The following is a 23422-nucleotide window of genomic DNA, read 5'->3' as shown; positions in this document are numbered from 1 at the left end:
GATCAGGCTGTGACCGGTCGTTCGACCAACGTCAGGGCCTGCCCCGGAAGTTCCCCGCGGTCGGCTTCGGCGCCGCTCAGCCAGTGCACACGGGGGTCGCGGCGGAACCAGGAATCCTGGCGGCGCGCGAAACGCTTGGTGGCGCGCACGGTCTCGGCGCGCGCCTCCGCTTCGCTGCACTCACCGGCCAGCGCCGCGAGCACCTGCTGGTATCCCAGCGCGCGCGAGGCCGTGCGCCCCTCGCGCAACCCCCGCGCCTCCAGGGCGCGCACCTCGTCCACGAGACCGTCGTCCCACATCCGGTCGACACGGCGCGTGATCCGGTCGTCCAGCTCCGGGCGGGCCACGTCGACGCCGATCTGGATCGTGTCGTAGACGGAGTCATGGCCCGGGAGGTTGGCGGTGAAGGGCTGGCCGGTGATCTCGATCACCTCCAGGGCGCGGACGATACGGCGGCCGTTGCCGGGCAGGATCGCGCGCGCGGCCTCGGGGTCGGCGGCGGCCAGCCGGGCGTGCAGGGCGCCGGAGCCGCGCAGGGCCAGCTCCTCCTCCAGGCGGGCGCGGACCTCGGGGTCGGTGCCGGGGAACTCCAGGTTGTCGACGGCCCCGCGGACGTACAGCCCGGAGCCGCCGACGAGGATCGGCCAGCGGCCCTCGGCGAGCAGCGCGTCGATGTGGCCGCGGGCCAGCTTCTGGTACTCGGCGACCGAGGCGGTGGCCGTGACGTCCCAGACGTCCAGGAGGTGGTGAGGTACGCCGCCGCGCTCCTCGGGTGTCAGCTTGGCGGTGCCGATGTCCATCCCCTGGTACAGCTGCATCGAGTCGGCGTTGACGACCTCGCCGCCGAGTTGCTGGGCCAGGAAGACGCCGAGATCGGACTTTCCGGCCGCGGTGGGTCCGACGACGGCGATGACGCGGGGGGCGGGGGATGCGCTGCTCACCGCACCAGTCTCGCAAACCTCGCGGCGGGGTCTCGAACGAGTTACGTGACGGAGCCGGTCGCCGGGTCGTTGCCCGGGTCGAGGTGTCCGGTGCGGGCCGTGCGAGGCGGTGACCCGGGTGGCGTGGCCGTACGCACCGTGTGACGCGGGAATTCGCCCGCGCGAGTACCGTATGGAGTGGATATGGGCATGATTTCACGGCTCCTGGGCAGGTCGAAGACGACTCGGCAGGCGTCGGTGGAGGCGGCCGAGGCGGAGGAGACGGAGCCGGTGGAGGCGACCGGCGCGGACGAGACGTCCGAGGCCACCCAGATCCCCCGGCAGCAGTCCGCCAAGGGCGTCAGCAAGTAACCCGCGAGGGAAGGTGGATCATGGGTCTGTTCGACAACATGAAGGCCAAGCTCGGCCCGGCCAAGGACAAGGTGTCCGACCTCGCGCGCCAGCACGGCGACAAGGTGTCCGAGGGTCTCGACAAGGCGGCCAAGGCCGTCGACGAGCGCACCAAGCACAAGTACAGCGACAAGATCCAGGCGGGCACGGGCAAGGCGAAGGACGCCATGGACCGCCTGGCGCACATGGACGAGCATCCGGACGGCACACCGGGCGCGGAGCCGAAGCCGCCCACGCCGCCGCAGGGGCCGCCGCCGGCCTCATGAGCTAGGACCAGGTGGCGACCAAGTACCCCACCCCGTACGGCGCGTCCTCGTACAGCAGCCCGCCGCCGAGGTCCGTGCCCTCGGCGGCGCCGGCCAGGATCTGCCAGGGGGCGCGGCCCGATGACTTCAGGGTGCGGGCGAGGGCGGCGTCCAGGGAGAGCAGGGCGGGAAGGTCGGCCGCGGCCAGGGCGCGGGCGGCCGCGGTGTCGTACGGGGCCGCGCGTTCGTCCAGGTAACCCGGGGCCTTGACGGTGCGGCACGCGCTGCCGTCACCCAGCACGAGCAGGGCCGCGCGATCGGCGCGCTCCGCGAGTTCCCGCCCGATCTCGGCGCACCGCTCGGGCGGGAGCGTCTCCTCCGCGCCGAGGCCCTCGACCGGGGCGTCCGCCCGGCCGGTGCGCTCCAGCAACCAGGCGCCGACGGCCAGCGAGGACGGCAGCTCGCGCTCCGTCGCCGCGTGCTGAGCGCCGGCCCCCAGACGGACGTCCAGGTCGACGCCGTACCCCTTGAACGACCCCCGGGCGCCCGGCGGGAACACCCCGCCCTCGCCCGGTCCTGCGGGCCCGACGACGATCAGCAGATCCGGCCGGGCGGCCGCGAGCACGCCGAGCGCGTCCGCACAGGCCGCACGCACGGCGTCCATCTCGGGCGCGGCACCCACGGCGACCTCGGGCACGAGCAGCGGCGGACAGGGGCAGACGGCGGCGGCGACAAGCATGATCGGCAGGGTAACCCGGCAGGGCCCCGGCCGGGCAGCCCGGCAGGGGGTGATGGCTCCGCCGGTGTCGGCGCCGCCGCCCGTCGCCCCGTCCGGGCCGCCGCTCAGTCGCAGCCGCAGCCGCTGGTCGCCGCCGGGAGCGGGGCCGGGACGCCGATCTTCGGGAGGCCCAGCATGACGCCGGTCGGCGCGGCGGCCGCCTCGGTGGTGCGCTTCTCCCAGGCGTCGCCGGCGCGGGTGCGGCGCACGGCGAGGACCTGGCCCTCGGCGAGGAGGTGGTGCGGGGCGGCGTACGTCACCTCGACGGTGACCACGTCGCCGGGCCGTACCTCCTGGTCCGGCTTGGTGAAGTGGACCAGGCGGTTGTCGGGGGCACGCCCGGAGAGCCGGTGCGTGGCGCCGTCCTTGCGGCCCTCGCCCTCCGCGACCATCAGCTCCAGCGTGCGGCCGACCTGCTTCTTGTTCTCCTCCCAGGAGATCTCCTCCTGGAGGGCGACGAGCCGCTCGTACCGCGCCTGCACGACCTCCTTGGGGATCTGGTTCTCCATGGTCGCGGCCGGCGTGCCGGGGCGGATGGAGTACTGGAAGGTGAAGGCCTGCGCGAACCGCGCCTCGCGCACGGCGTGCAGCGTCTCCTCGAAGTCCGCCTCGGTCTCGCCGGGGAAGCCCACGATGATGTCGGTGGTGATCGCCGCGTGCGGGATCGCCGCGCGCACCTTCTCGATGATCCCGAGGTAGCGCTCCTGCCGGTAGGAGCGGCGCATCGCCTTGAGGACCGTGTCCGAGCCGGACTGGAGCGGCATGTGCAGCTGCGGCATCACGTTCGGCGTCTCGGCCATGGCGGCGATGACGTCGTCGGTGAAGTCACGCGGGTGCGGGGAGGTGAACCGGACCCGCTCCAGGCCCTCGATGTCGCCGCAGGCGCGCAGCAGCTTGCTGAAGGCCTCGCGGTCGCCCATGTCGGAGCCGTACGCGTTGACGTTCTGGCCGAGCAGCGTGATCTCCGAGACGCCCTCGGCGACCAGCGTCTCGATCTCGGCGAGGATGTCGCCGGGCCGGCGGTCCTTCTCCTTGCCGCGCAGCGCCGGGACGATGCAGAAGGTGCAGGTGTTGTTGCAGCCGACGGAGATCGAGACCCAGGCGGCGTACGCGCTCTCGCGGCGCGTCGGCAGCGTGGAGGGGAACGCCTCCAGCGACTCGGCGATCTCGACCTGCGCCTCCTCCTGGACGCGGGCGCGTTCCAGCAGCACGGGAAGTTTGCCGATGTTGTGCGTGCCGAAGACGACGTCCACCCAGGGCGCCTTGCGCACGATGGTGTCGCGGTCCTTCTGCGCCAGGCAGCCGCCGACCGCGATCTGCATGCCGGGCCGGGACGCCTTGCGCGGCGCGAGCCGGCCGAGGTTGCCGTACAGCCGGTTGTCGGCGTTCTCCCGTACCGCGCAGGTGTTGAAGACGACGACGTCCGCGTCGCCGTCCGCGTCCTCCGGCGCCCGCACGTATCCGGCTTCTTCCAGCAGTCCGGCCAATCGCTCGGAATCGTGGACGTTCATCTGGCACCCATAGGTGCGGATCTCGTAGCTCTTGGGTGCGGGCACGTCCACTGCGGGGCTCCGGTCGCTGCTGCTGGTCATGGTTCAAGGGTAGGCGGTCCCCGGGAGGGGCTTCGCCGCCCCGCTCGCCCACGTCCGCTTGCGGCACCGGCGGGAAAAGCAGGTGGAGAACGACGCCCCGGCATGCCTAAGGTCGCGGGATGAACACCCGAACCTTCCGGATCACCGTGCGCGGTGTCTTCGACGGCCTCACCGACGACCAGCGTGCCGCGCTGCTCGCCGACGCCGACGCCCATGACGTGCTGCGCGCCGCCTTCACCCGCGAGGGCAGCCTGACCTATGACATCGCCGCCCGCCCGGCCTTCGTCTTCCGCTTCTCCGACACCGGCGAGAAGGAGGAGGACATCCTGGGCGCCACCGAACGCGCCGAGACGGCCGCCAAGAGCTGGCTGTCCGAACGCGGCTACGGCTTCAAGAACCTCCGCTCCTCCGCCGAGGACCTCTCCCAGGCCCCCTTGGGCAAACGCCGGCGCCGGGCGGCACGGTCGGCCGAGGGCTGACGTCTTCGCGTTCATCCACCTCATAAACTTGACTACTCAAGGAACCCACAAGAACTCCGAAGGAGCTGTTTCCGGATGAGCATGGACCATGAGTGACGCCCTGGACGCCGCCCTGCGTCTCGTACGGGCCCAGGCGGCGCTCGTACGGCGGTTCGACGCCCGGCTCGGCGGCCTGCACGGAGTGAGCCTCGCCGACTTCACCCTGCTGCTCCGGCTGGGACAGGCGCCCGGCGGCCGGATGCGGCGGGTCGATCTCGCCGAGGCGCTGGGGCTGACGGCCTCCGGGGTCACCCGGGCGCTGGCCCCCCTGGAGCGGATCGGACTGGTGACCCGGGAGCCGGACGCGCGGGACGCACGCGTGGCCTATGCGTCGCTGACCGGCACCGGCCGGGCCCGGCTGAAGGAGATGCTGGCCACGGCCGAGGAGACCGCCGAGGATCTCTTCGCCACCCCGGCCTGGGGAGAGGAGGAAGTCCCGCTCCTCGCAGGCCTGTTGACCCGGCTGGGCGGTACCGGGCCGCGGGCCTGAGGCGAGGCCGCCGTACGGCGAGGGCGGGCGCGGCGGCCGGGACCGGATGGTGCTCAGCGGCGCTGCCCTGCTGCGCGAGCGGGCCCAGCGTCGCGCTCGCGCCCGGCGGCGCTCCCCGGGGCTCGGTGCGCCACCACTTCCCCGGCGGGCGGGCGCCGACCATCGACGAGGTGGTGGCGCCGCGCCGGGGACTTCATCGCGGGGGCTGATGGACGCCGCCGCGCGGGCGGACGATGGGCTGTCCGATCGTCGCGGTGGCCGTGGAGACCGCGATGAGACCCCCGGCCCGGTCCGCCGCCGCCGCCGTCGGCCGCGATGAGGCCCACGGCCCGGTCCGCCGCCGTCTTCGGGAGCCGGCAGCGGGCACTCGCCGCCCTGTCCCTGGCCGAGCGGAGCACCGCCCCGCCGGACGCGGCCGCCGCCGAGATCCACGAGCCGCTCACCCACACCCTGCACCCCACGCCCTGCGCCCCGGGCCGTGGCCCCGGGGCCGGGCCCGGCAGGATCCGGGCGTGCGGCCCTAGGCGCTCGTCTCCACGGCGCCTTCCTGCGCCGCCGGTGTCCAGCCCTGGCGGCGCAGGACCGACGACACGTCCGGTGCCCGGTAGTGCTCGCCCTTGAGGACCTTGCCGTCGGTGCGGCGGCTGATCTGTCCGTCGGGGCCGATCTTGCTCATGTTGGCGCGGTGGATCTCGGCGATCACCTGGTCCAGGTCGATGCCGTGGACCAGGGCGGTGCCGTACGCCACGTACACCACGTCCGCCAGTTCGTGCGCCAGCTTGTCCAGCGGGCCCTCGACCGAGACCTCGCCGACCTCGGCGGCCTCCTCGGCGAGCATGTCCCAGCGGTGGGCGGCCAGTTCGGGGGAGACCTCGGTGGGGGTGCTGCGGGCATCGAGGCCGAAGGCGCGGTGGAACTCACGGACGAGATCGACGGGCGAAGTGCTCATGCGTCGACCCTAACGGCCCCCACCGACAACGCCCGCCGCGCGCCCCGCCCCGTGCCGCCTCCCGTCCAGGCCCGCGTCCCACCTCACAGCACCGGCCCTGGTCAGCGTCGTACCCCGCCTGGCAGGATCGCCGCATGTCCAAGCTGTTCCCCCGGATCGGCGGACGCCGGGCGCTGCCCGTCGCGGCCGCCGGTGTCGTCGTCCTCGGTCTGCTGGCGTGGTGGCTGCTGCCGCTGGGCGAGAAGCCGCCGAGCGGGACGATCGTCTTCAGCACCGGCACGCCCAAAGGCGTCTACCAGGAGTACGGCGAGCGGCTGCGCACCGAGCTGGCCAAGGACATGCCCGGGCTGAAGGTGAAGCTCCTCAACAGCGCGGGCTCCCAGGAGAACGTGCGGCGGGTGGCGACCGGGAAGGCCGACTTCACCATCGCGGCGGCGGACGCGGTGCAGACGTACGAGCTCGGGCACGGCAGCGGCGCCGGGAAGCTGCGCGGGGTGGCCCGCCTCTACGACGACTACGTGCACCTGGTCGTGCGCAGCGACTCGGACATCCACGACATCGACGACCTGCGGCACAAGCGGGTCGCGACCGGGCTGCCCAACTCGGGGGTGAAGTTGATCGCCGACCGGGTGCTGCGGGCCGCCGGCATCGATCCGCGGACGGACATCACGCCCGCCGCCGACGGCATAGACACCGGACCCGACCGGCTGGAACGGGGCGGGATCGACGCGTTCTTCTGGTCCGGCGGCCTGCCCACCAAGGGGCTGGTCACGCTGGCCAAGAAGGGCGCCTTCCGGTTCATCCCGATCGACGCCGATCTCGTCACCGCGCTGCACGCGCAGGGCGAGGAGACGCGCTACTACCGGGCCACCAACATGCCCGAGTCGGCGTACCCGGGCGTCCAGCACGGCGTCGAGGTGCCGACGATCGCGGTGTCCAACCTGCTGATGACCCGCGCGGACATGGACCCCCGGCTCACCGAGTGGGTGACCCGCACCGTGATCAAGAGCCGCGACGGCATCGGCGCCCATGTCCACTCCGCCCAGCTGGTGGACCTGCGCACCGCCATCTACACGGATCCTCTCCCGCTCCAGGAGGGCGCCCGGCGCTACTACCGCTCGGTCAAGCCCTGAACCTCGGCACCGACACGGTCACCCGCAGCCCCCGGGGCTCGTGCGGGCCATAGGCTATCGAGCCGCCGCCCGCCTCCAGGAGGGCGCGGGTGATGGACAGGCCGAGCCCGGATCCCTTGACGTTCTGATGGCGTCCGCTGCGCCAGAACCGGTCGCCCACGCGCGCGAGTTCCTCCTCGGTGAGGCCGGGTCCGGTGTCGGTGACGACGACTCTTGAGGTGTCCCCCGCGAAGGACACGGAGACCTCGACGGCGCCTCCCTCGGGGGTGAACTTCACCGCGTTGTCGATCACCGCGTCCAGCGCGCTGGACAGCGTGATCGGGTCGGCCCAGCCGGTGGTGGCCGGGCAGTCGCCGGTCAGCCGGACCCCCTGGGCCTCGGCGGCCGGTGTCCAGGCGGCCAGCCGCTCCTCCGTGAGGGCGCCTATGTCGGTCAGGCTCAGATCGGCCTCGGCGTGCTCGGCGAGCGCCAGATCGAGCAGGTCGTCCAGGACGTGGGCGAGGCGCTTGCCCTCGGTGCGCACCGAGGCGATCTCCTCGTTGTCCTCCGGGAGTTCGAGCGCGAGGAGTTCGATGCGCAGCAGCAGCGCGGACAGCGGGTTGCGCAGCTGGTGGGAGGCGTCCGCGACGAAGGCGCGCTGCTGTTCCAGCACTTCCTCGACATGGTCCGCCATCTCGTTGAACGAGTGGGCCAGGCGCCGGAGCTCGGGGGGTCCACCGGCGGCCGCCACCCGGGACTTCAGGCGCCCGGTGGCGATGTCGTGGGTGGTGGCGTCCAGGACCCGTACCGGCCGCAGCACCCAGCCGGTCAGCCGCAGCGCCGCGCCGACGGCGAGCAGCATGGCGGCGATCTCACCGGCCCCGATGAGCAGCCAGCCGTGCAGGATCCGCAGCCGCAGCGGCCCGGTGGGCGAGTCGGTGACGACGACCGCGATCACGTCGCCGTCCCGGATCACCGGTGAGGCGACCACCAGCCGGCTGTGCTGCCAGGGCCACGCCTGCCGGGGGTCGTGGCTGCGCCGGCTGAGCAGCGCCTCCTCGAACGCCTCCCGCACCTCCCCCGACGGCGGTACGAACCAGTCGCCGGGCGCGTTGGCCATGGCGGAGCCGTTGCGGTAGAAGACACCGGCGCGAATGCCGTAGACGTCGTAGTAGCTGTCGAGTTCGCTGCGCAGGGTCTCCCAGCGCTCGTCCGTGCCGGTGCGCCGGGAGCCGCCGGGGCCCTCGGTGACGAACTGGGCGAGCGCGGCGAAGCGTGCCGTGTCGTCGATCCGGTCGACCACGACCCGCTGTTGCTCGGCGGCGGCCATGCTGACGGCGAGCGGGACGCCGAGGGCGAGGAGTACGGCCGCCATCAGGACGATGAGCAGCGGCAGCAGCCGTGTGCGCACCCGTCCCCGCTAGGCGGCCGGGGCGACGAGCCGGTAGCCGACGCCGCGGACGGTCTCGATGAGCGCGGGCAGGCGCAGCTTGGCGCGCAGGGAGGCGACATGCACCTCCAGGGTGCGTCCGGTGCCCTCCCAGCTGGTCTGCCAGACCTCGCTGATGATCTGCTCCCGCCGGAAGACCACACCGGGGCGCTGGGCGAGCAGCGCCAGCAGGTCGAACTCCTTGCGGGTGAGCTGGACGACGGAGCCGTCCACGCTGACCTGGCGGTTGGGCAGTTCGATCCGCATCGGGCCGAGGTGCAGCAGGTCCTCGCCGGTCTGGGCGGACTCCTCGTGGGCGGTGCGTCGGCTGACGGCGTGGATCCGGGCGAGCAGTTCCCCGGTGTCGTACGGCTTCACCACGTAGTCGTCGGCGCCCAGGTTGAGCCCGTGGATGCGGGAGCGGACGTCGGAGCGCGCGGTGACCATGATCACCGGGGTGCTGGTGCGCTTGCGGATCTTGCCGCAGACCTCGTAGCCGTCCTGGTCGGGCAGGCCCAGGTCGAGCAGGACCACGCCGAAGCCGTCGCTCTCGGGGACGAGCGCGCGCAGGGCCTCCTCGCCGTTGCGCGCATGGGTGACATCGAATCCATGCCTGGTCAGGATCGCGGACAGGGCCGCGGCGACATGGTTGTCGTCCTCGACGAGCAGCAGTCTCATTCCGGCCCCCTCCGGTTCAGTGGTCGTACGGACATTGTTTATCCGCCTTGCAGATCATGTGCCCGCGCGCGTGCATCATGGCAGTGACGCCGATGGAGCAGGACGCCGTCAAGAGGGTTCCGGTTGCCCGTCGCTTCCGTTATCCGGCCGATACGCATCCGGGCGGGTACCGCTACGACATGTGTACGGCGGCTACCGGATCGTGATGCTCAGATCTCCCTCAGATGTGATGACGCAGGTCACAGCCCCTCATTACTGTCCTCCGAAACCGAGGAGGACGGAGCCGTGAAGCGATGACCGAAGTATCGGTGGCCAAGGAGGACAAGGCCGCTTCCGACGAACTGGTCGTCCTGAAGAGCGTCAACAAGCACTTCGGCGCGTTGCATGTGCTCCAGGACATCGACCTGACGATCGACCGCGGCGAGGTCGTGGTCGTCATCGGGCCCTCCGGGTCCGGCAAGTCGACCCTGTGCCGCACCATCAACCGCCTGGAGACGATCGACTCGGGCACCATCACGATCGACGGCAAGGCCCTGCCGCACGAGGGCCGGGAGCTGGCGCGGCTGCGCGCCGACGTCGGGATGGTCTTCCAGTCCTTCAACCTCTTCGCGCACAAGACCGTGCTCGAGAACGTGATGCTGGGCCAGATCAAGGTCCGCAAGGCCGACAAGAAGCAGGCCGAGGAGAAGGCGCGGGCCCTGCTGGACCGGGTCGGCGTGGGCACCCAGGCCGACAAGTACCCCGCCCAGCTGTCCGGCGGCCAGCAGCAGCGTGTCGCCATCGCCCGGGCGCTGGCGATGAACCCGAAGGTCATGCTCTTCGACGAGCCGACCTCGGCCCTCGACCCCGAGATGATCAATGAAGTCCTGGACGTCATGCGGCAGCTGGCGCGCGAGGGCATGACGATGATCGTCGTCACTCACGAGATGGGCTTCGCACGGTCGGCCGCCAACCGGGTGGTCTTCATGGCGGACGGCCGGATCGTCGAACAGGCCGCGCCCGAGCAGTTCTTCAGCAACCCGCGCAGCGACCGGGCCAAGGACTTCCTGTCCAAGATCCTGCACCACTGAGGCCGCGGGCGGCCGTCGCAGGCGCCTTGATCGATTTCTCCCGACGGGCCTCGTCCCGCACCACTTCGAAGGATGTTCAGCATGCAGCTCCGCAAGGTCACCGCCGCCTCGGCCGCCGTCCTCGCCCTCAGCCTCGCCGCCACCGCGTGCGGCGGCGGCAAGAAGGACGACAACGGCTCCTCCGGCGGCAAGAAGATCGCCGTCGGCATCAAGTTCGACCAGCCCGGTCTCGGCCAGAAAACGCCGCAGGGCTACGCGGGTTTCGATGTCGACGTGGCCACCTATGTCGCCAAGAAGCTCGGCTACGGCCCGGACCAGATCGAGTGGAAGGAGTCGAAGAGCGCCGACCGCGAGACCATGCTCCAGCGCGGTGACGTCCAGTTCATCGCCGCCACGTACTCGATCACCCCGGAGCGCGAGCAGAAGGTCGACTTCGCCGGCCCGTACCTGCTGGCCCACCAGGACGTGCTGCTGCGCGCCGACGAGACGGCCATCAAGGCGCCGAAGGACCTGAACGGCAAGAAGCTGTGTTCGGTCTCCGGCTCGACCTCGGCCCAGAACCTCAAGGCCAAGCTGAACCTCAAGACCGACCTCGTCACGTACCCGACCTACTCGGCGTGTCTCTCCGGTCTCCAGAGCGGCGCCATCGACGCCCTCACCACGGACGACTCGATCCTCGCCGGTTACGCCGCCCAGGCCCAGTTCAAGGGCAAGTTCAAGCTCGGCGCCTTCAAGATGACCAACGAGAACTACGGCATCGGCGTCAAGAAGGGCAGCGATCTCAAGGCGAAGATCAACAAGGCCCTCGAGTCGATGGTGTCCGACGGCTCCTGGGCCGCGGCCGTGAAGAAGAACTTCGGCCCGGCCGACTACAAGAACGAGCCCGCGCCGAAGATCGGCGACGTCAAGAGCTGAGGCAACGCCCTGCCGGTGCGCCGCCTTTGACGAAGGCGGCGCACCGTGGGCATCCCTACACGCGGAAGCGCGGGAGATCGTGTTCGACTTTCTTGGACATTACGACGTACTGGGCGCCTTCTGGACGACGGTGCAGCTCACCCTGCTGTCGGCCGTGGGCTCCCTGGTCTGGGGCACCCTGCTGGCGGCCATGCGGGTGGGCCCGGTACCGCTGATGCGCGGTTTCGCCACCGCCTATGTGAACATCGTGCGGAACATCCCGCTCACGGTGATCATTCTGTTCTCCTCGCTCGGTCTGAACCAGACGCTGGGCATCAGTCTGGGCGCCAAGGGCTTCGACGCGATCAACTTCCGGCTGGCCGTGCTCGGTCTGATCGTCTACACCTCGGCCTTCGTGTGCGAGGCGATCCGGGCCGGCATCAACACGGTGCCGGTCGGCCAGGCGGAGGCCGCACGGGCCATCGGCCTCAGCTTCTCCCAGGTGCTGGGCCTGGTCGTGCTCCCGCAGGCCTTCCGCGCGACCGTCGGGCCGCTGACCAACGTACTGATCGCGCTGACGAAGAACACGACGGTGGCCGCCGCGATCAACGTGGCGGAGGCGGCCCTGCTGATGAAGAAGATGATCGAGAACGAGGCGCAGCTGATGTCGATCTCGGCGGTCATCGCCTTCGGCTTCGTCTGCCTGACCCTGCCGACCGGCCTGATCCTCGGCTGGGTGGGCAAGAAGGTGGCGGTGAAGCGATGACTTCCGTCCTGTACGACGCTCCGGGACCCCGCGCCAAGCGGCGCAACGTCCTGTACACGGCGGTCTTCCTGGTCGTCCTCGCGGCCCTCGTCTGGTGGGTTTACAGCGCCCTCAGCGACAAAGGCCAGCTGGACTGGGCCCTGTGGAAGCCCTTCTTCTCCGGTTCCGAGGCGTACACCACGTACATCTGGCCGGGCCTGCAGAAGACCCTGGAGGCGGCGGCGCTCGCGATGGTCATCGCGCTTCCGCTGGGCGCGGTCCTCGGCATCGCGCGGCTCTCGGACCACGCCTGGGTACGGGTGATCGCCGCGGTCCTGGTCGAGTTCTTCCGCGCGATCCCCGTGCTGGTCCTGATGATCTTCGGGCTCGCGCTCTTCGCCCAGTACACCGATGTGAGTTCGGACGACCGGCCGTTCTACGCGGTCGTCACCGGGCTGGTGCTGTACAACGCGTCGGTGCTCGCGGAGATCGTCCGCGCGGGCATCCTCTCGCTGCCCAAGGGCCAGTCCGAGGCGGCCCTGGCGATCGGTCTGCGCAAGGGCCAGCTGATGCGGCTCGTGCTGCTGCCGCAGTCGGTCACCGTGATGCTCCCGGCGATCGTCAGCCAGCTGGTGGTCATCGTGAAGGACACCGCCCTCGGTGGCGCGGTCCTCACCTTCCCCGAACTGCTGGCCTCGGCCAACACGATGAGCGGCTACTACGGCAACTTCATCGCCTCGCTCACCGTCGTGGCCGTGATCTACGTGCTCATCAACTTCTCGCTGACCTCCTTCGCGCACTGGCTGGAGGGCCGGCTGCGGCGCGGCAAGAAGTCGACCGGCACGGTGCTGGGCGCGCAGGACGTGGCGGACATCGCGGGCACGGCGGCGACCGGCGCGGATCCGGCCGGCCATCCCTCCGGCATCGGCGACCTCAACCGCACCAAGAAGTGACGATCATTCAAGTCTCATGATTCGGCCGGGGGCGGTGGCGCGACGCCACCGCCCCCGATGGTCACTTGACGCATACTCTGCCAATGGGTTGCATACGTTCTGTGATCGTGCACCCGGCCTCACCTTGCTGTTCACCCACCGCCGTCGAGGCATCGCCGCGGACAGGGGGCGCCGCGCCGTGGACCCGGTGATCATCGTCGGAGCGGGGCCCGTCGGGCTCACGCTCGCCCTGGCGCTGGCCCGCCAGGAGGTGCCCTCCGTCGTCCTGGACGAGGGCCCCGGCAAGGAGGAACCCCGCCCGGCGCGCACCGCCGTACTGCGCGAGGACACGGCCGCGCTGCTGGCACGGCTGACCGGGACGGCCCTCGACCAGCACGGCGTGCGCTGGACCGGCTGGCGCTCGATGCGCCGCCGCCAGGTGGTGAGCGAGATCGCCTTCGCCCCGGACGAGCCCGCCCCGGTGCACATCGCCCAGCATGTGATCTCGGGCCTGCTGCGGGCGGCCGCCGCCGATCAGCCGCTGGTGGAGCTCGCCGCCGACAGCCGCCTGGACTCGATCGAGCAGGAGCCCTCCGGCGTCACCGCCCACACCCGGGGCCCCAACGGCACCTACTGGCGCGGGAGTTACCTGGTGGGCTGCGACGGCACCCGCTCGACCGTGCGCAAGCTCCAGGACATCCGCTTCCCCGGCCGTACGGCGGTGGAGCGGCACGCGGTCGCCGCGCTGCGCACGGAACTCCCCTGGGAGGGGCAGGCGTTGCTGCACCGGATGCCGCCGTGGCGGTCGTCCGGACCCTTCGCCGGGGAGGTGACCGCCCGCCCCCTGCCGGACGGCGCCTGGCGCCTGGACTGGCTGCTGCCGCCCGGCAAGGACCTCGTCACGCCCGAACTGCTGGTGGCCCGGATCCGCGAGACCCTCGCGGGCTGGACCGACGGCTCGACACCGCCGTACGACCTGCTCGACACCGGCGTCCACACGGTGCACCACCGGCTGGCCCGGCGGTGGCGCGACGGCCGTGTCTTCCTCGCCGGTGACGCGGCGCATCTGCTGGGCGCGCTGGGCACACAGGGGCTTGACGAGGGGCTGCGGGACGCCGACAACCTCTCCTGGAAGCTGGCGTCCGTCTGGCACCACGGGCCGCACGAGGCGCTGCTCGACAGCTACCAGACGGAGCGGCGCGCGGTGGTCGCCGCCCGGCTGCGCGCCACCGATCAGGCGCTGCCGGGGCTGCGCGGCGGGGGCGGGCTGCGGCACATCGTCCCGGGCACGGCCCGCGGCCGGCGGGCTGCGGCACATCGTCCCGGGCACGGCCCGCGGCCATGACGCCCTGCTCACCGACGGCCATCTGGGCCGCGGGGCGCTCGGCGCGCCGGGCGCGTACACCGCCTCCCCGCTCGCGCCCCGCCGCCTCCAGGGCGAGATCCCCGTCGACACCCCGCCCGGCGCCCCGGTGACCGATGTCCGGGTCACGGCGGAGGACGGCTCCTTCGTCCGCCTGCGCGACCGCCTCGGCCGCGGCAGGCTGCTCGTCCTGCTGATCGCCCCCGGCACCGGCGTCTGGGACCGCAAGCACTGGGTCTCCGCGGGCGTGATGCCCCGCCTGGCCGCCGCGGTGACGGCCCTGCCGCACCCCGCCGAACTCCTCGTCGCCGAGAGCTACCCGGGCGCTCCGGCCCACAGCGTCCTTCTCGTACGCCCCGACGGCCACCTGGTCACCGCCCTGACCGGCGTCCGCCCCGCCGACCTGTACGCGGCGGCGGAGGCGACCGTGGGGGGAGCGGTGGAGGAGGGGGCGGGGGTGGAGGCGGGGGTGCGTTGACGGGGTGCGCTGACGGGGGTGCGTTGATGGGGGCGGCAAGGGTCGGTAGGGCGCGGGGCGCGTTCACCGTCCGGCCCCTTGCTCCTCCGACGCTCCCTCTCACTCCCCCGTGCGCCGTCACCCTCCGTCCACATCGTGACCGTCTGTTGACCGCCTTTTCGCCCGCGTGCTGTACTCCCGTCGTGACCGACACCTGTGTGCGCCTGTGGCGGAGGGTCCATATGGACCTCCTCCGCTATGCGGGCTGTGTGTGTCGGCCGTCCTGCTGAATTCGCATCCCTTTTTTCTCCGGGCGCCGTCGTGCGCCCGTTCCGCGAACCCTCTTCAGGACGGTGCACGTGTCCCTCTCGTCCCCTTCGACGTCTCCTACGGCGTCCCCTGCCACCGGCTCCGCGCCGACCCAGGCGGACCTTCTCGCATTCGTACGGCGCACCGCGGCCGACGCCGGGCTGCTCGCCTCTCTCCCGCTGGATCCGGAGGGCCGCACCTGGGTACGGCTGGAGGGTCCCGGCGGCAGCGAGGCCTGGCTGATCGGCTGGCCGCCCGGCACCGGCACCGGATGGCACGACCACGCCGAGTCCGTCGGCGCCTTCCTCACCGCCTCCGGCGAGCTCAAGGAGCACTCGCTCGCCGCCCGGCTGCCCACCGACGGCTGGCGGACCCTGGAACTCACCGAGGGCGTGGACCGCGAGCGCGCCCTGCCCGCGGGACAGGGCCGCGCCTTCGGCCGCCACCATGTGCACGAGGTCCTCAACGAGTCCCCCGACCGACACGCGATCTCCGTCCACGCCTACCACCCACCGCTCCCCCGCATCCGCCGCTACAGTCGCTCGGGCCAGATGCTGCGCCTGGAGCAGGTCGAACGCCCGGAGGACTGGCAGTGAGCGCCGCCCCGCACCAACACCCGGTCGGCATCGACGAGTTGCTGGAGCGGGTCCGCACCGGCTACCGGCGCGTCGAGGCGCGGGAGGCGTACGACACGGCGCGCACCGGTGAGGCCCTGCTGGTCGACATCCGGTACGCGGCCCTGCGCGAGCGGGACGGGCTGATCCCCGGCGCCGTCGTCGTCGAACGCAACGAGCTGGAGTGGCGCCTGGACCCCCGGGGCAGCCACCGCCTCCCCGAGGCCACCGGCCACGATCTGCGCGTCGTGCTGATCTGCAACGAGGGCTACGCCTCCTCCCTTGCCGCCGCCTCCCTCCACCAACTCGGCCTGCACCGGGCCACCGACCTGGTCGGCGGCTTCCAGTCCTGGCGCTCGGCCGGCCTGCCGGTGACCCCGGCGGGAACCTGACCGCGCGGTCGCGACGACGACGCCCGGGAGCGGCGCGACGGCGACCGCCGCCCGCCCGGTCATCCCGGCGCGGGACGGGTTCTCTTCCGGTGGACGGCGGCAGGGCCGCGCGGACCGCCCCGATCGGTCTGCGCGGTGCTCCGGGGGCGTGCCTCCAGGCTCCTGGATCCAGGGGTGTCGGCACAGTGCGGCGACCCGGTGTCCTGGACCGGGGGTGATCCCCCCGTCGCCGTCCCAGCCGGCCCGTCCCGCCGCCACGGCCTCTCGTCGGCGCCCCCATCAGCACGTCCCGCCGCGGCATCTCACCGGCACACCTCGCCGAGCCAGGGCCAGAGCCGGGCCGGGTGCCCGACGGCCCGCCCCCGCCGTCCCTCAGCCCGCCCGACAGCCCGTCGACTCGCCCTCCGGGCCCTTGTCACACCCCTCGCACCACCGGCTCGTCCGTCGGCCCGACGGAACGCCCCGGCGCCCCTCGTCCCACGCGTCGCCCCCATCGAGGCTCCCCCGCAGACGCCCCGTCAGAAGTCGGACTCGGACTCCCCGAGAAAGTCCGCGTCCTCGCCCTCCTCCTCCAGAGCCCGGCGGACGACGCGCAGGGACATCCCCTCGGGATACCCCTTGCGGGCGAGCATCCCGGCGAGGCGGCGGATGCGCTTGTCGCGGTCGAGCCCCCGGGTGGCCCGCAGCCTGCGGGCGACGAGTTCCCGGGCGGTCTCCTCCTCCTGGTCGGAGTCGAGTTGTCCGACGGCCTCCTCGATCAGCGTCGAGTCGACCCCCTTGGTACGCAGCTCCCGGGCGAGGGCCCGCCGGGCCAGCCCCCGGCCGTGGTGCCGGGACTCCACCCAGGCGTCCGCGAACGCGCCGTCGTCGATCAGTCCGACCTCCTCGAACCGCGACAGCACCTCCTCGGCCACCTCCTCGGGGATCTCCCGCTTGCGCAGGGCGTCCGCGAGCTGCTTGCGGGTGCGCGGGGTCCCAGTGAGCAGGCGCAGGCAGATCCCCCGTGCCCGCTCAGCCGGGTCCCCCGAAGACTCCCCCCGCTCGGCCCTCGACGAGGAGGGAGCGCCTTCGTCCTCACCGGCACCGGACGGCTCCCCGAAGCCGCGCCGTCGACGCCCCCGCCGCCGGCCGCCCCGGGAGCCGGGACCGAACGAGTCGCCCCCGTACGGCTCACCGCTCCCGTCGCCCGGCGGGGTGCCGCCCCCGTATGCGTCGTCTCCACCGGCCGCGTACCCGTCGTCACCGCCCGGGGCATACGCCGGGTGGTCCCCGGTGCCCCTCCCCCGTGAGGCACCGGGGGTGGCGTACTCGTACTCGGACCAGTCGGTTCGTCGTGTCACGGTCAGCTCTTGGCAGCGGCGGCCTTGGGCTTGGTGGCCTTGACGGCCGGGGCGGCGGCCGTCTTGGCGGTGTCGGCGGCCGCCTTGGCGGCGTCCTCGGCCGGGGCGGCACCCGCGGCGTCCGCACCGGGCTCGGCCGACGGCTCCTCCGGCCGGACACCCACGCCCAGCTTCTCCTTGATCTTCTTCTCGATCTCGTTGGCCAGGTCGGGGTTGTCCTTGAGGAAGTTGCGCGCGTTCTCCTTGCCCTGGCCGAGCTGGTCGCCCTCGTACGTGTACCAGGCACCGGCCTTGCGCACGAAGCCGTGCTCCACGCCCATGTCGATCAGACCGCCCTCGCGGCTGATGCCCTGGCCGTAGAGGATGTCGAACTCGGCCTGCTTGAAGGGGGGCGCGACCTTGTTCTTGACGACCTTGCAGCGGGTGCGGTTGCCGACCGCCTCGGTGCCGTCCTTCAGGGTCTCGATGCGGCGGATGTCGATACGCACCGAGGCGTAGAACTTCAGCGCCCGGCCACCGGTCGTGGTCTCCGGGGAGCCGAACATGACGCCGATCTTCTCGCGGAGCTGGTTGATGAAGATGGCGGTGGTCTTGGACTGGTTGAGCGCGCTGGTGATCTTCCGCAGCGCCTGGCTCATCAGACGGGCCTGGAGACCGACGTGGCTGTCACCCATCTCGCCCTCGATCTCCGCGCGCGGCACGAGCGCGGCGACGGAGTCGATGACGATCAGGTCGAGCGCGCCGGAGCGGACCAGCATGTCCACGATCTCCAGCGCCTGCTCGCCGTTGTCCGGCTGCGACAGGATCAGGTTGTCGATGTCGACGCCCAGCTTGCGCGCGTACTCGGGGTCGAGGGCGTGCTCGGCGTCCACGAACGCGACCTGGCCGCCGGCCTTCTGCGCGTTCGCCACGGCGTGCAGCGTCAGGGTCGTCTTACCGGAGGACTCCGGTCCGTAGATCTCCACGACACGGCCGCGCGGCAGGCCGCCGACGCCGAGAGCCACGTCGAGGGCGGTCGAGCCGGTCGGGATGACCTCGATGGGCTCCCTCGACCGCTCGCCCATGCGCATGACCGCGCCCTTGCCGAATTGTCGTTCAATCTGTGCGAGTGCGGCGTCGAGCGCCTTCTCGCGGTCGGTTCCTGCCATGGGTTCCACCCGGTTTGCTTGAGTCGATCGCTTCACGTCAAAGACGCTAACGCCTGCCACTGACAATGCGCCCCGACGCCGGTCCGGCCTGTGGATAACCGGGGTGCATATCTACCCGAACCATGACCAAACCCCCGGTCCACAGCCCCGCCGGAGCCTTCATGGGAATGGATGTTCGATTTTCGTGTCAAGCGACACCCCGTCGTGTCGGGGTGCTGCTTCAAAGCCGCAGTGCGGGAGAGCCGCTACCGTCGAGCGCGCGCGGCCCTGAGTCGCGCGAGCACGCCGGAGCCGCCCTGCGCCCGCACCCGATGCCCGTTCACGCGGGGGTCGTCGGTGACGTCGTACCGCTTGACGTAGGCACCCAGGAACGCCTGGAGGGTGGCCACGGCGGGGATGGAGATCAGCGCGCCGACGGCGCCCAGCAGGGCCGTGCCCACGATGACCGAGCCGAAGGCGACGGCGGGGTGGATGTCGACGCTCTTGGCGGTCAGCTTGGGCTGGAGCATGTAGTTCTCGAACTGCTGGTAGATCACGACGAAGACCAGCACCCACACCGCGTACCAGGGGGCGACGGTGAACGCGATCAGCATCGGCAGCGCGCCCGCGAGATAGGTGCCGATGGTCGGGATGAACTGCGAGACCAGCCCCACCCAGACGCCGAGCACGGGTGCGTACGGCACGCCCAGGGCTTGCAGCAGGATGTAGTGCGCGACGCCGGAGACGAGCGCCATGAGGCCGCGCGAGTAGAGGTAGCCGCCCGTCTTGTCGACGGCTATCTCCCAGGCGCGCAGCACCTCGGACTGGCGCGCGGGCGGCAGTACCGAGCACAGGGCGCGGCGCAGCCGGGGGCCGTCGGCGGCGAAGTAGAACGAGAACAGCGCCACGGTCAGCAGCTGGAAGAGGCCGCCGAGCACCTGCTGGGACACGTCGAGGACACCGGCGGCGCTGTTCTGCGCGTACTTGCGCAGCCAGTCGGAGTGCAGCAGTCCCTCCTGGACGTCGACCCGTCTGAGGTTGGCGTGGAAGGTCTGGTTGATCCAGTGGATGAGCGAGTCCAGGTAGTCCGGGAAGCCCTCGATCATCCTGATGATCTGACCGGCCAGCATCGACCCGAGCAGGGTGACGAACCCCGCGGCGGCGACGGTCAGGAGGAAGAAGACCAGGAAGGTGGCGAGCCCCCTGCGCATGCCGCGGGCGGCCATCCGGCTCACGGCGGGCTCGACCGCCAGGGCCAGGAAGAACGCGATCAGGATGTTGATCAGCAGCCCGGTGAGCTGATGGAAGGCCCAGCTGCCCAGCTGGAAGGCGGCGATCAGCGTGAGCGCGAGCACCATGGCGCGCGGCAGCCAGCGCGGCATGCGGCCGTCCGGCGTGCGAGTCTCCGGCATAACACCGTCCTGGGTGACGGCGCCCGGCGTGACGGCGTCGGCGACCGGTGGCCGGTCGGTCGTCGCCGTCGGGCCGGTCGGTTCCGCGGGCCGGGTCAGCTGCTCGGTGTCCTCGTCAGTGCGTGCCACGCGCCAAGTCTCGCCCACTCCACCGACAAGCGGCGCCCACCTGCGGCTTTCGTGACCGATCGGTGCCGTAGCGTCGACTTCACATCGGGCGTACGGGGCATTTCGCCCCATGGAGCGAGTCGACCCGGGGCGTCTTCAGCGCCGTTCCCCCGGCACGTCCATGACCGTGCACACCACGCGCCACACATCCTTGGCCGCCCAGCCGGCGTCCAGCGCCTCGTTCACCGTGCGCCCGCCCAGCTCCGACATCACGTGATCGCGCGCGAAGGTCTCGGCGTACCCCGGACCGAAGTGCTCCGCCATCCGCTGCCAGAAGACCGTCAACCGCATGAATCCCGCTCCATACCCGCTATGACCTGCACGTTTTCCGCCTCTCGCACCCCGCCTGCCCGCGTCGGGCAGGAAGCGCGCGTACGTACGCAGCGTAGAACCAGAGCGGGCACGCCCAGGCGGGTGGGCGAGAGGGAGGCGGTGCAGACGGCCGATCAGCGTGCCGGGGACGAGCGGGGCACCAGGAGCGGTTCCGGGGAGGAGCGGACCTCGCGGCGGACATGGCTCGCCGGGCCCAGGCCGTTCATGATCCGGCCGATCTCCCGCCGCCCGCGGCCGTCGGGCGTGGCGTCCACGAGGGTGATCGTCGCCGCGTCGATGTCCTGCGGGCGCAGGCTCGTCGGCGTCGTGACGTCATGGACCCGCAGCTTGGCCTCGGCGGCCTGGGAGACGGCCGTACGGACGGCGGGGGCCGAGCGGCGTCCGGCGACCAGCAGGGCGTCGGACTGGCTCAGCGCCGCGGCGACCGCCGTGTGGAGGTCCTCCATGGTGTAGCACCACTCCGACGGGTGCTGGCCGCGCAGCCGGGGGTAGCGGCGGCGCAGCACCTTGAGGACGGCCGCCACCTCGGAGACCACGGACCCGGGCGTCACCACGAACGCGAGGCGGTCCGGATCGCCGACGGCGACGGACTCCGCCTCCTGCCGTGAGCGCACCGCGACCGGCGCGGCGCCGGTGGTCCGCGCCTCCCAGGGCGGCGGTCCCGCGGCCTGGGAACCCACGACGACGACTTCGTCCCCCCGGTCCGTGAACCGGTGCAGCGCGCTGTTCGCGTTCCGGGTCGCGGGGCACGCGCGGGTCGCCGGGCATCCGCACGACTCCCAGGAGGGGGCGGCGGCCGTCTGCGCGGGCACGGAGCCCGCGGGCACCCGGCCGTCGGCGATGGCCGTCGGCGCCATGACGTACAGCAGCCGGCGCGTGCGCAGCACGGCCCGGAAGGAGTCGATCTGCCGGCCCGCGAAAGCCAGCGCCGCCGCGTCCTTCGCGTCCGCCGCCAGGGCCAGTCCGTGATGGCCGCCCTCGGGTCTCTCATAGGTGACGGCGAAGACCGTGGTCGCCGCGTCGGGCAGGTGCTCGTGCAGACACGCGGCGGGCAGGGCCCGGCTCCGCGGCACGAGCCCGCTGTTGCGGGTCAGTGCCGCGAGCAGGCCGTGGGCGGGGCAGTCGACCCGGCCACGCGCGGGGTGGGTGAAGGACGTGGCGACCGTGAGGGTGCCGGGAGGGACGCGCAGGGTGGCGCGGAACACTTCGGACAGGACGCTGCGGTTCATTTTCCTGCTGTCATACGAAGGGAATGAGTGACCGGGGTACGGCGCTGCCATCCAACCGGCGAGATCGTCCGTCCCTCCACCGCCGATCCCGTTTTCACTCTGCTGGAGCAGTCGGGCCGGGACGCGGGCGGGTTCTCGTGCTATGGGATCAACGATCGTTCCCAGACGGGTCGTTGCCATTGCTATTGCTATTGCTATTGCCATTGCTGTTGCTGTTGCTGTTGCCGTGCCGGTGGTCGTGGGCGGCCCGGGAGTGCATCACGCGGGCGCGGGCCAGGACCGCCGCCGCGGCGGGGTGGGCCGAGTGCGGCCGGAGCGCGGCGTGCAGTCCGCGCAGCCGGTCGTCGGCGCGGGCGCTGCGGATGTGCGGGTAGACGTCGAGGAAGTCCTGCCAGGTGTGGCACGCCTGGTCGAGGTGGCCGGCCGAGAGCTGGGTCTCGGCCAGTTCGGCGGCCCCCAGCGCCGCGGCCCGCCACTCCTCGGCGGGCCGGTACCGCCGGGACAGCTGGAGGGCCCGGACGGCGCCGCTGAGGTCGCCGGAACTCCTGGCCACCACGGCCTGCTGGAGCGCGAGCGAGCCCTGGTGGAAGGCGCCGACGGAGGTGGCGCCGCTCGCCGATCTCTCCAGGCACCGTTCGGCCGAGGTGAGCAGGCCGACGGCGCCGGACCCGCCGGCCGCCGCGCGCGCCACCGCCAACTGGCCGTAGAGGAAGGCCTGCTGGTGCGGTGGCGTGTACCGGGCGCCGACGCGTACGGCGTCCTCGGCCAGGTCCTGGGCCTGCGCGAACCGCCCCAGGGCGTGCGCCTGCACACTCAGACCGCGCAGTCCGAGCGCCTGCCCTATCGGATCGCCCGCCTCCTGGGCCAGCTGAATGCTCGTCAGGTAGAGGCGTTGGGCGGCGGCATGGTGGTTCATGTCGAAGTGGGCGAACGCGCACAGGTAGGCGAGCTGTGCGGCCACGGTGAACAACTCCCGTCGTACGGCGGGTTTCATGTCGCATCTCAGCCAAGGCAGCAGCGTGGTCGACAGGTACTGGCGCAGGGGGACGCGGACCGAGCCGGAGCCGAAGGTGCTGTCCGTCCGTGAGAAGAGGGTCAGAAGTTCCTGGGCGGAGGCCACCTGGCTCATGCCGACACGGGTCGGCGGGCCGGGCGCGGGGGCGGGGGGCCGCGATTCGGTGAGCGGGGAGTCGTACGGTCCGCCCGCCGCCAGCAGGGCGTAGGGGTCGGCCAGGGCGAGACCGCATCGGCAGGTGCCGTGCAGTATCCGGTCCAGGCGTGCCACGGCGCCTCCTTCGCCCGTGCTCTCCCCGTCGGGGCTCGGCCGGCCGGGGGCGAGGAGCCCAGTGTCCTCCGCGCGTATCCGCCTGTCGAGGCGTCGCGAGAGGGCCTGCGCGACGAGCTGGGGCACGGGAGGGCGCGGCCGGCTGCCCGTCAGCCAGTGGGCGACCGTGGTGCGGTCGTAGTGATACGGGGTTCCCTGGGCGGCACCCAGGGCGTTGACCTCGCGGGCGAGCCGGGCGCCGCTCCAGTCTGCCTCGGCCAGCAGGATCCGCAGGGCCTGGTTCGGAGTACGGGGCGATCGCACGTTGCTCTTCCTGTCCCGAGCGACCGGTCGTCAGTACGAACGTTCAACGCCATTTCGGGTTCAACAAATCCGCCCCCTTGCGGAGCCATATTCACGCGTTCGGTTCCGGCAGGCTCGGAACGCGCCAAGAGCCGCGGCGACCACAGCCCCGCGGGACCCCCACCACTCGTCCCGCGCGCATCGCCCCCTTGATCGAAGGAAAGTGCCCGATGTCCACCCGTTCCACCCACGGACTTCCTTCCCGGCCCTCAGGGAAGCGTCCCGTTCATCTGTTCCCCGGGCAAGGTGACTTCTCCGTCACTTCTCTGGTCCGCGCCGTACGAACCG

General features: G+C 71.9%; 24 protein-coding genes and 1 pseudogene. 13 read left to right on the top strand and 12 right to left on the bottom strand.

All coding sequences use genetic code 11. The features are described 5' to 3' along the window. Nucleotides 1-2 precede the first annotated feature (2 nt). A complete protein-coding gene (gene miaA, locus ACLF5H_RS34750) occupies nt 3-941 on the bottom strand; it encodes a tRNA (adenosine(37)-N6)-dimethylallyltransferase MiaA (protein ID WP_421679989.1) in 939 nt (312 codons plus the stop codon). 189 nt (nt 942-1130) lie between these two features. Here miaA and ACLF5H_RS34745 point away from each other — a divergent pair, with 189 nt between their 5' ends. Continuing rightward, nucleotides 1131-1292, top strand: a complete 162-nt coding sequence (locus ACLF5H_RS34745; protein WP_421679988.1) for a hypothetical protein — start codon at nt 1131-1133, stop codon at nt 1290-1292. A gap of 20 nt (nt 1293-1312) precedes the next feature. Next, a complete protein-coding gene (locus tag ACLF5H_RS34740; RefSeq protein WP_421679987.1) occupies nt 1313-1597 on the top strand; it encodes an antitoxin in 285 nt (94 codons plus the stop codon). A 1-nt stretch (nt 1598) separates the two neighbouring features. Here ACLF5H_RS34740 and ACLF5H_RS34735 read toward each other — a convergent pair whose 3' ends face one another. Together ACLF5H_RS34735 and miaB are read right to left on the bottom strand one after the other, a co-directional pair. Beyond that, entirely contained in the window at nt 1599-2315 is a 717-nt protein-coding gene (locus tag ACLF5H_RS34735; protein ID WP_421679986.1) for a class III extradiol dioxygenase subunit B-like domain-containing protein, read from the bottom strand. A gap of 104 nt (nt 2316-2419) precedes the next feature. After that, nucleotides 2420-3946: a tRNA (N6-isopentenyl adenosine(37)-C2)-methylthiotransferase MiaB gene (gene miaB / locus ACLF5H_RS34730; protein ID WP_421679985.1), complete on the bottom strand. Its 1527-nt coding sequence runs from the start codon at nt 3944-3946 to the stop codon at nt 2420-2422. 119 nt (nt 3947-4065) lie between these two features. Here miaB and ACLF5H_RS34725 point away from each other — a divergent pair, with 119 nt between their 5' ends. Together ACLF5H_RS34725 and ACLF5H_RS34720 are read left to right on the top strand one after the other, a co-directional pair. After that, on the top strand, nt 4066-4425 hold the full coding sequence (locus ACLF5H_RS34725; protein ID WP_421679984.1) for a DUF6204 family protein: 360 nt from the start codon (nt 4066-4068) through the stop codon (nt 4423-4425). A gap of 88 nt (nt 4426-4513) precedes the next feature. Further along, nucleotides 4514-4954 (top strand): MarR family winged helix-turn-helix transcriptional regulator, encoded by a 441-nt coding sequence (locus ACLF5H_RS34720; protein ID WP_421679983.1) that lies wholly within the window; start codon nt 4514-4516, stop codon nt 4952-4954. A 520-nt stretch (nt 4955-5474) separates the two neighbouring features. On the opposite strand, the gene ACLF5H_RS34715 is transcribed toward ACLF5H_RS34720, so the two are convergent. After that, nucleotides 5475-5903 (bottom strand): MazG nucleotide pyrophosphohydrolase domain-containing protein, encoded by a 429-nt coding sequence (locus ACLF5H_RS34715; protein ID WP_421679982.1) that lies wholly within the window; start codon nt 5901-5903, stop codon nt 5475-5477. Nucleotides 5904-6037: 134 nt separating this feature from the next. On the opposite strand from ACLF5H_RS34715, the gene ACLF5H_RS34710 reads away from it, so the two are divergent. Continuing rightward, the gene (locus tag ACLF5H_RS34710; protein WP_421679981.1) at nt 6038-7036 is read left to right on the top strand and encodes a TAXI family TRAP transporter solute-binding subunit; all 999 of its coding nucleotides are present in this window, start codon (nt 6038-6040) and stop codon (nt 7034-7036) included. Here the strand turns inward: ACLF5H_RS34710 and ACLF5H_RS34705 are convergent. Together ACLF5H_RS34705 and ACLF5H_RS34700 are read right to left on the bottom strand one after the other, a co-directional pair. Next, on the bottom strand, nt 7026-8426 hold the full coding sequence (locus ACLF5H_RS34705) for an ATP-binding protein (RefSeq protein ID WP_421679980.1): 1401 nt from the start codon (nt 8424-8426) through the stop codon (nt 7026-7028). The two genes, ACLF5H_RS34710 and ACLF5H_RS34705, sit on opposite strands and share 11 nt — an antisense overlap. Nucleotides 8427-8435: 9 nt before the next feature. Further along, on the bottom strand, nt 8436-9122 hold the full coding sequence (locus tag ACLF5H_RS34700; RefSeq protein WP_421679979.1) for a response regulator transcription factor: 687 nt from the start codon (nt 9120-9122) through the stop codon (nt 8436-8438). A 293-nt stretch (nt 9123-9415) separates the two neighbouring features. On the opposite strand from ACLF5H_RS34700, the gene ACLF5H_RS34695 reads away from it, so the two are divergent. The 8 genes and pseudogenes from ACLF5H_RS34695 to ACLF5H_RS34660 all read left to right on the top strand — a co-directional run bounded on the left by ACLF5H_RS34695 (nt 9416) and on the right by ACLF5H_RS34660 (nt 15898). Further along, complete coding sequence (locus tag ACLF5H_RS34695; RefSeq protein WP_421679978.1) at nt 9416-10192, top strand: amino acid ABC transporter ATP-binding protein; 777 nt, start codon at nt 9416-9418, stop codon at nt 10190-10192. 81 nt (nt 10193-10273) lie between these two features. Continuing rightward, complete coding sequence (locus ACLF5H_RS34690) at nt 10274-11107, top strand: glutamate ABC transporter substrate-binding protein (protein WP_421679977.1); 834 nt, start codon at nt 10274-10276, stop codon at nt 11105-11107. Between the two features lie 79 nt (nt 11108-11186). Further along, nucleotides 11187-11852 carry an amino acid ABC transporter permease gene (locus tag ACLF5H_RS34685; protein ID WP_037663273.1) on the top strand — a complete coding sequence of 222 codons (666 nt, stop codon included), beginning with the start codon at nt 11187-11189 and terminating at the stop codon, nt 11850-11852. Then, nucleotides 11849-12784 carry an amino acid ABC transporter permease gene (locus tag ACLF5H_RS34680; protein ID WP_421679976.1) on the top strand — a complete coding sequence of 312 codons (936 nt, stop codon included), beginning with the start codon at nt 11849-11851 and terminating at the stop codon, nt 12782-12784. The genes ACLF5H_RS34685 and ACLF5H_RS34680 overlap by 4 nt, the downstream gene beginning before the upstream one ends. Nucleotides 12785-12962: 178 nt before the next feature. Beyond that, nucleotides 12963-14604: pseudogene (locus ACLF5H_RS34675) on the top strand (FAD-dependent monooxygenase). Nucleotides 14605-14630: 26 nt separating this feature from the next. Continuing rightward, on the top strand, nt 14631-14873 hold the full coding sequence (locus ACLF5H_RS34670; RefSeq protein ID WP_421679975.1) for a putative leader peptide: 243 nt from the start codon (nt 14631-14633) through the stop codon (nt 14871-14873). Nucleotides 14874-14936: 63 nt separating this feature from the next. After that, a complete protein-coding gene (locus tag ACLF5H_RS34665) occupies nt 14937-15488 on the top strand; it encodes a cysteine dioxygenase (RefSeq protein ID WP_421679974.1) in 552 nt (183 codons plus the stop codon). Then, nucleotides 15485-15898 carry a rhodanese-like domain-containing protein gene (locus ACLF5H_RS34660; protein ID WP_421679973.1) on the top strand — a complete coding sequence of 138 codons (414 nt, stop codon included), beginning with the start codon at nt 15485-15487 and terminating at the stop codon, nt 15896-15898. The genes ACLF5H_RS34665 and ACLF5H_RS34660 overlap by 4 nt, the downstream gene beginning before the upstream one ends. 518 nt (nt 15899-16416) lie before the next feature. On the opposite strand, the gene recX is transcribed toward ACLF5H_RS34660, so the two are convergent. The 6 genes from recX to ACLF5H_RS34630 all read right to left on the bottom strand — a co-directional run bounded on the left by recX (nt 16417) and on the right by ACLF5H_RS34630 (nt 23095). Beyond that, on the bottom strand, nt 16417-17238 hold the full coding sequence (gene recX, locus ACLF5H_RS34655; protein ID WP_421679972.1) for a recombination regulator RecX: 822 nt from the start codon (nt 17236-17238) through the stop codon (nt 16417-16419). Nucleotides 17239-17240: 2 nt separating this feature from the next. Further along, a complete protein-coding gene (gene recA, locus ACLF5H_RS34650) occupies nt 17241-18386 on the bottom strand; it encodes a recombinase RecA (RefSeq protein WP_421679971.1) in 1146 nt (381 codons plus the stop codon). Nucleotides 18387-18631: 245 nt separating this feature from the next. Next, a complete protein-coding gene (locus tag ACLF5H_RS34645; RefSeq protein WP_421679970.1) occupies nt 18632-19906 on the bottom strand; it encodes an AI-2E family transporter in 1275 nt (424 codons plus the stop codon). Nucleotides 19907-20041: 135 nt separating this feature from the next. Next, on the bottom strand, nt 20042-20236 hold the full coding sequence (locus ACLF5H_RS34640; protein WP_085566876.1) for a DUF3046 domain-containing protein: 195 nt from the start codon (nt 20234-20236) through the stop codon (nt 20042-20044). 155 nt (nt 20237-20391) lie between these two features. After that, the gene (locus tag ACLF5H_RS34635) at nt 20392-21507 is read right to left on the bottom strand and encodes a 4-hydroxy-3-methylbut-2-enyl diphosphate reductase (RefSeq protein ID WP_421679969.1); all 1116 of its coding nucleotides are present in this window, start codon (nt 21505-21507) and stop codon (nt 20392-20394) included. Nucleotides 21508-21655: 148 nt separating this feature from the next. Then, the gene (locus ACLF5H_RS34630) at nt 21656-23095 is read right to left on the bottom strand and encodes a hypothetical protein (RefSeq protein WP_421679968.1); all 1440 of its coding nucleotides are present in this window, start codon (nt 23093-23095) and stop codon (nt 21656-21658) included. Between the last annotated feature and the right edge of the window lie 327 nt (nt 23096-23422).

It is taken from the genome of Streptomyces sp. LaBMicrA B280 (assembly GCF_049222185.1).
In the GTDB taxonomy this organism is placed as follows: Bacteria; Actinomycetota; Actinomycetes; order Streptomycetales; family Streptomycetaceae; genus Streptomyces; species Streptomyces murinus.
The sequence above is the reverse complement of the archived record's forward strand: the minus strand, read 5'-3'. Positions and strand labels throughout refer to the sequence as shown.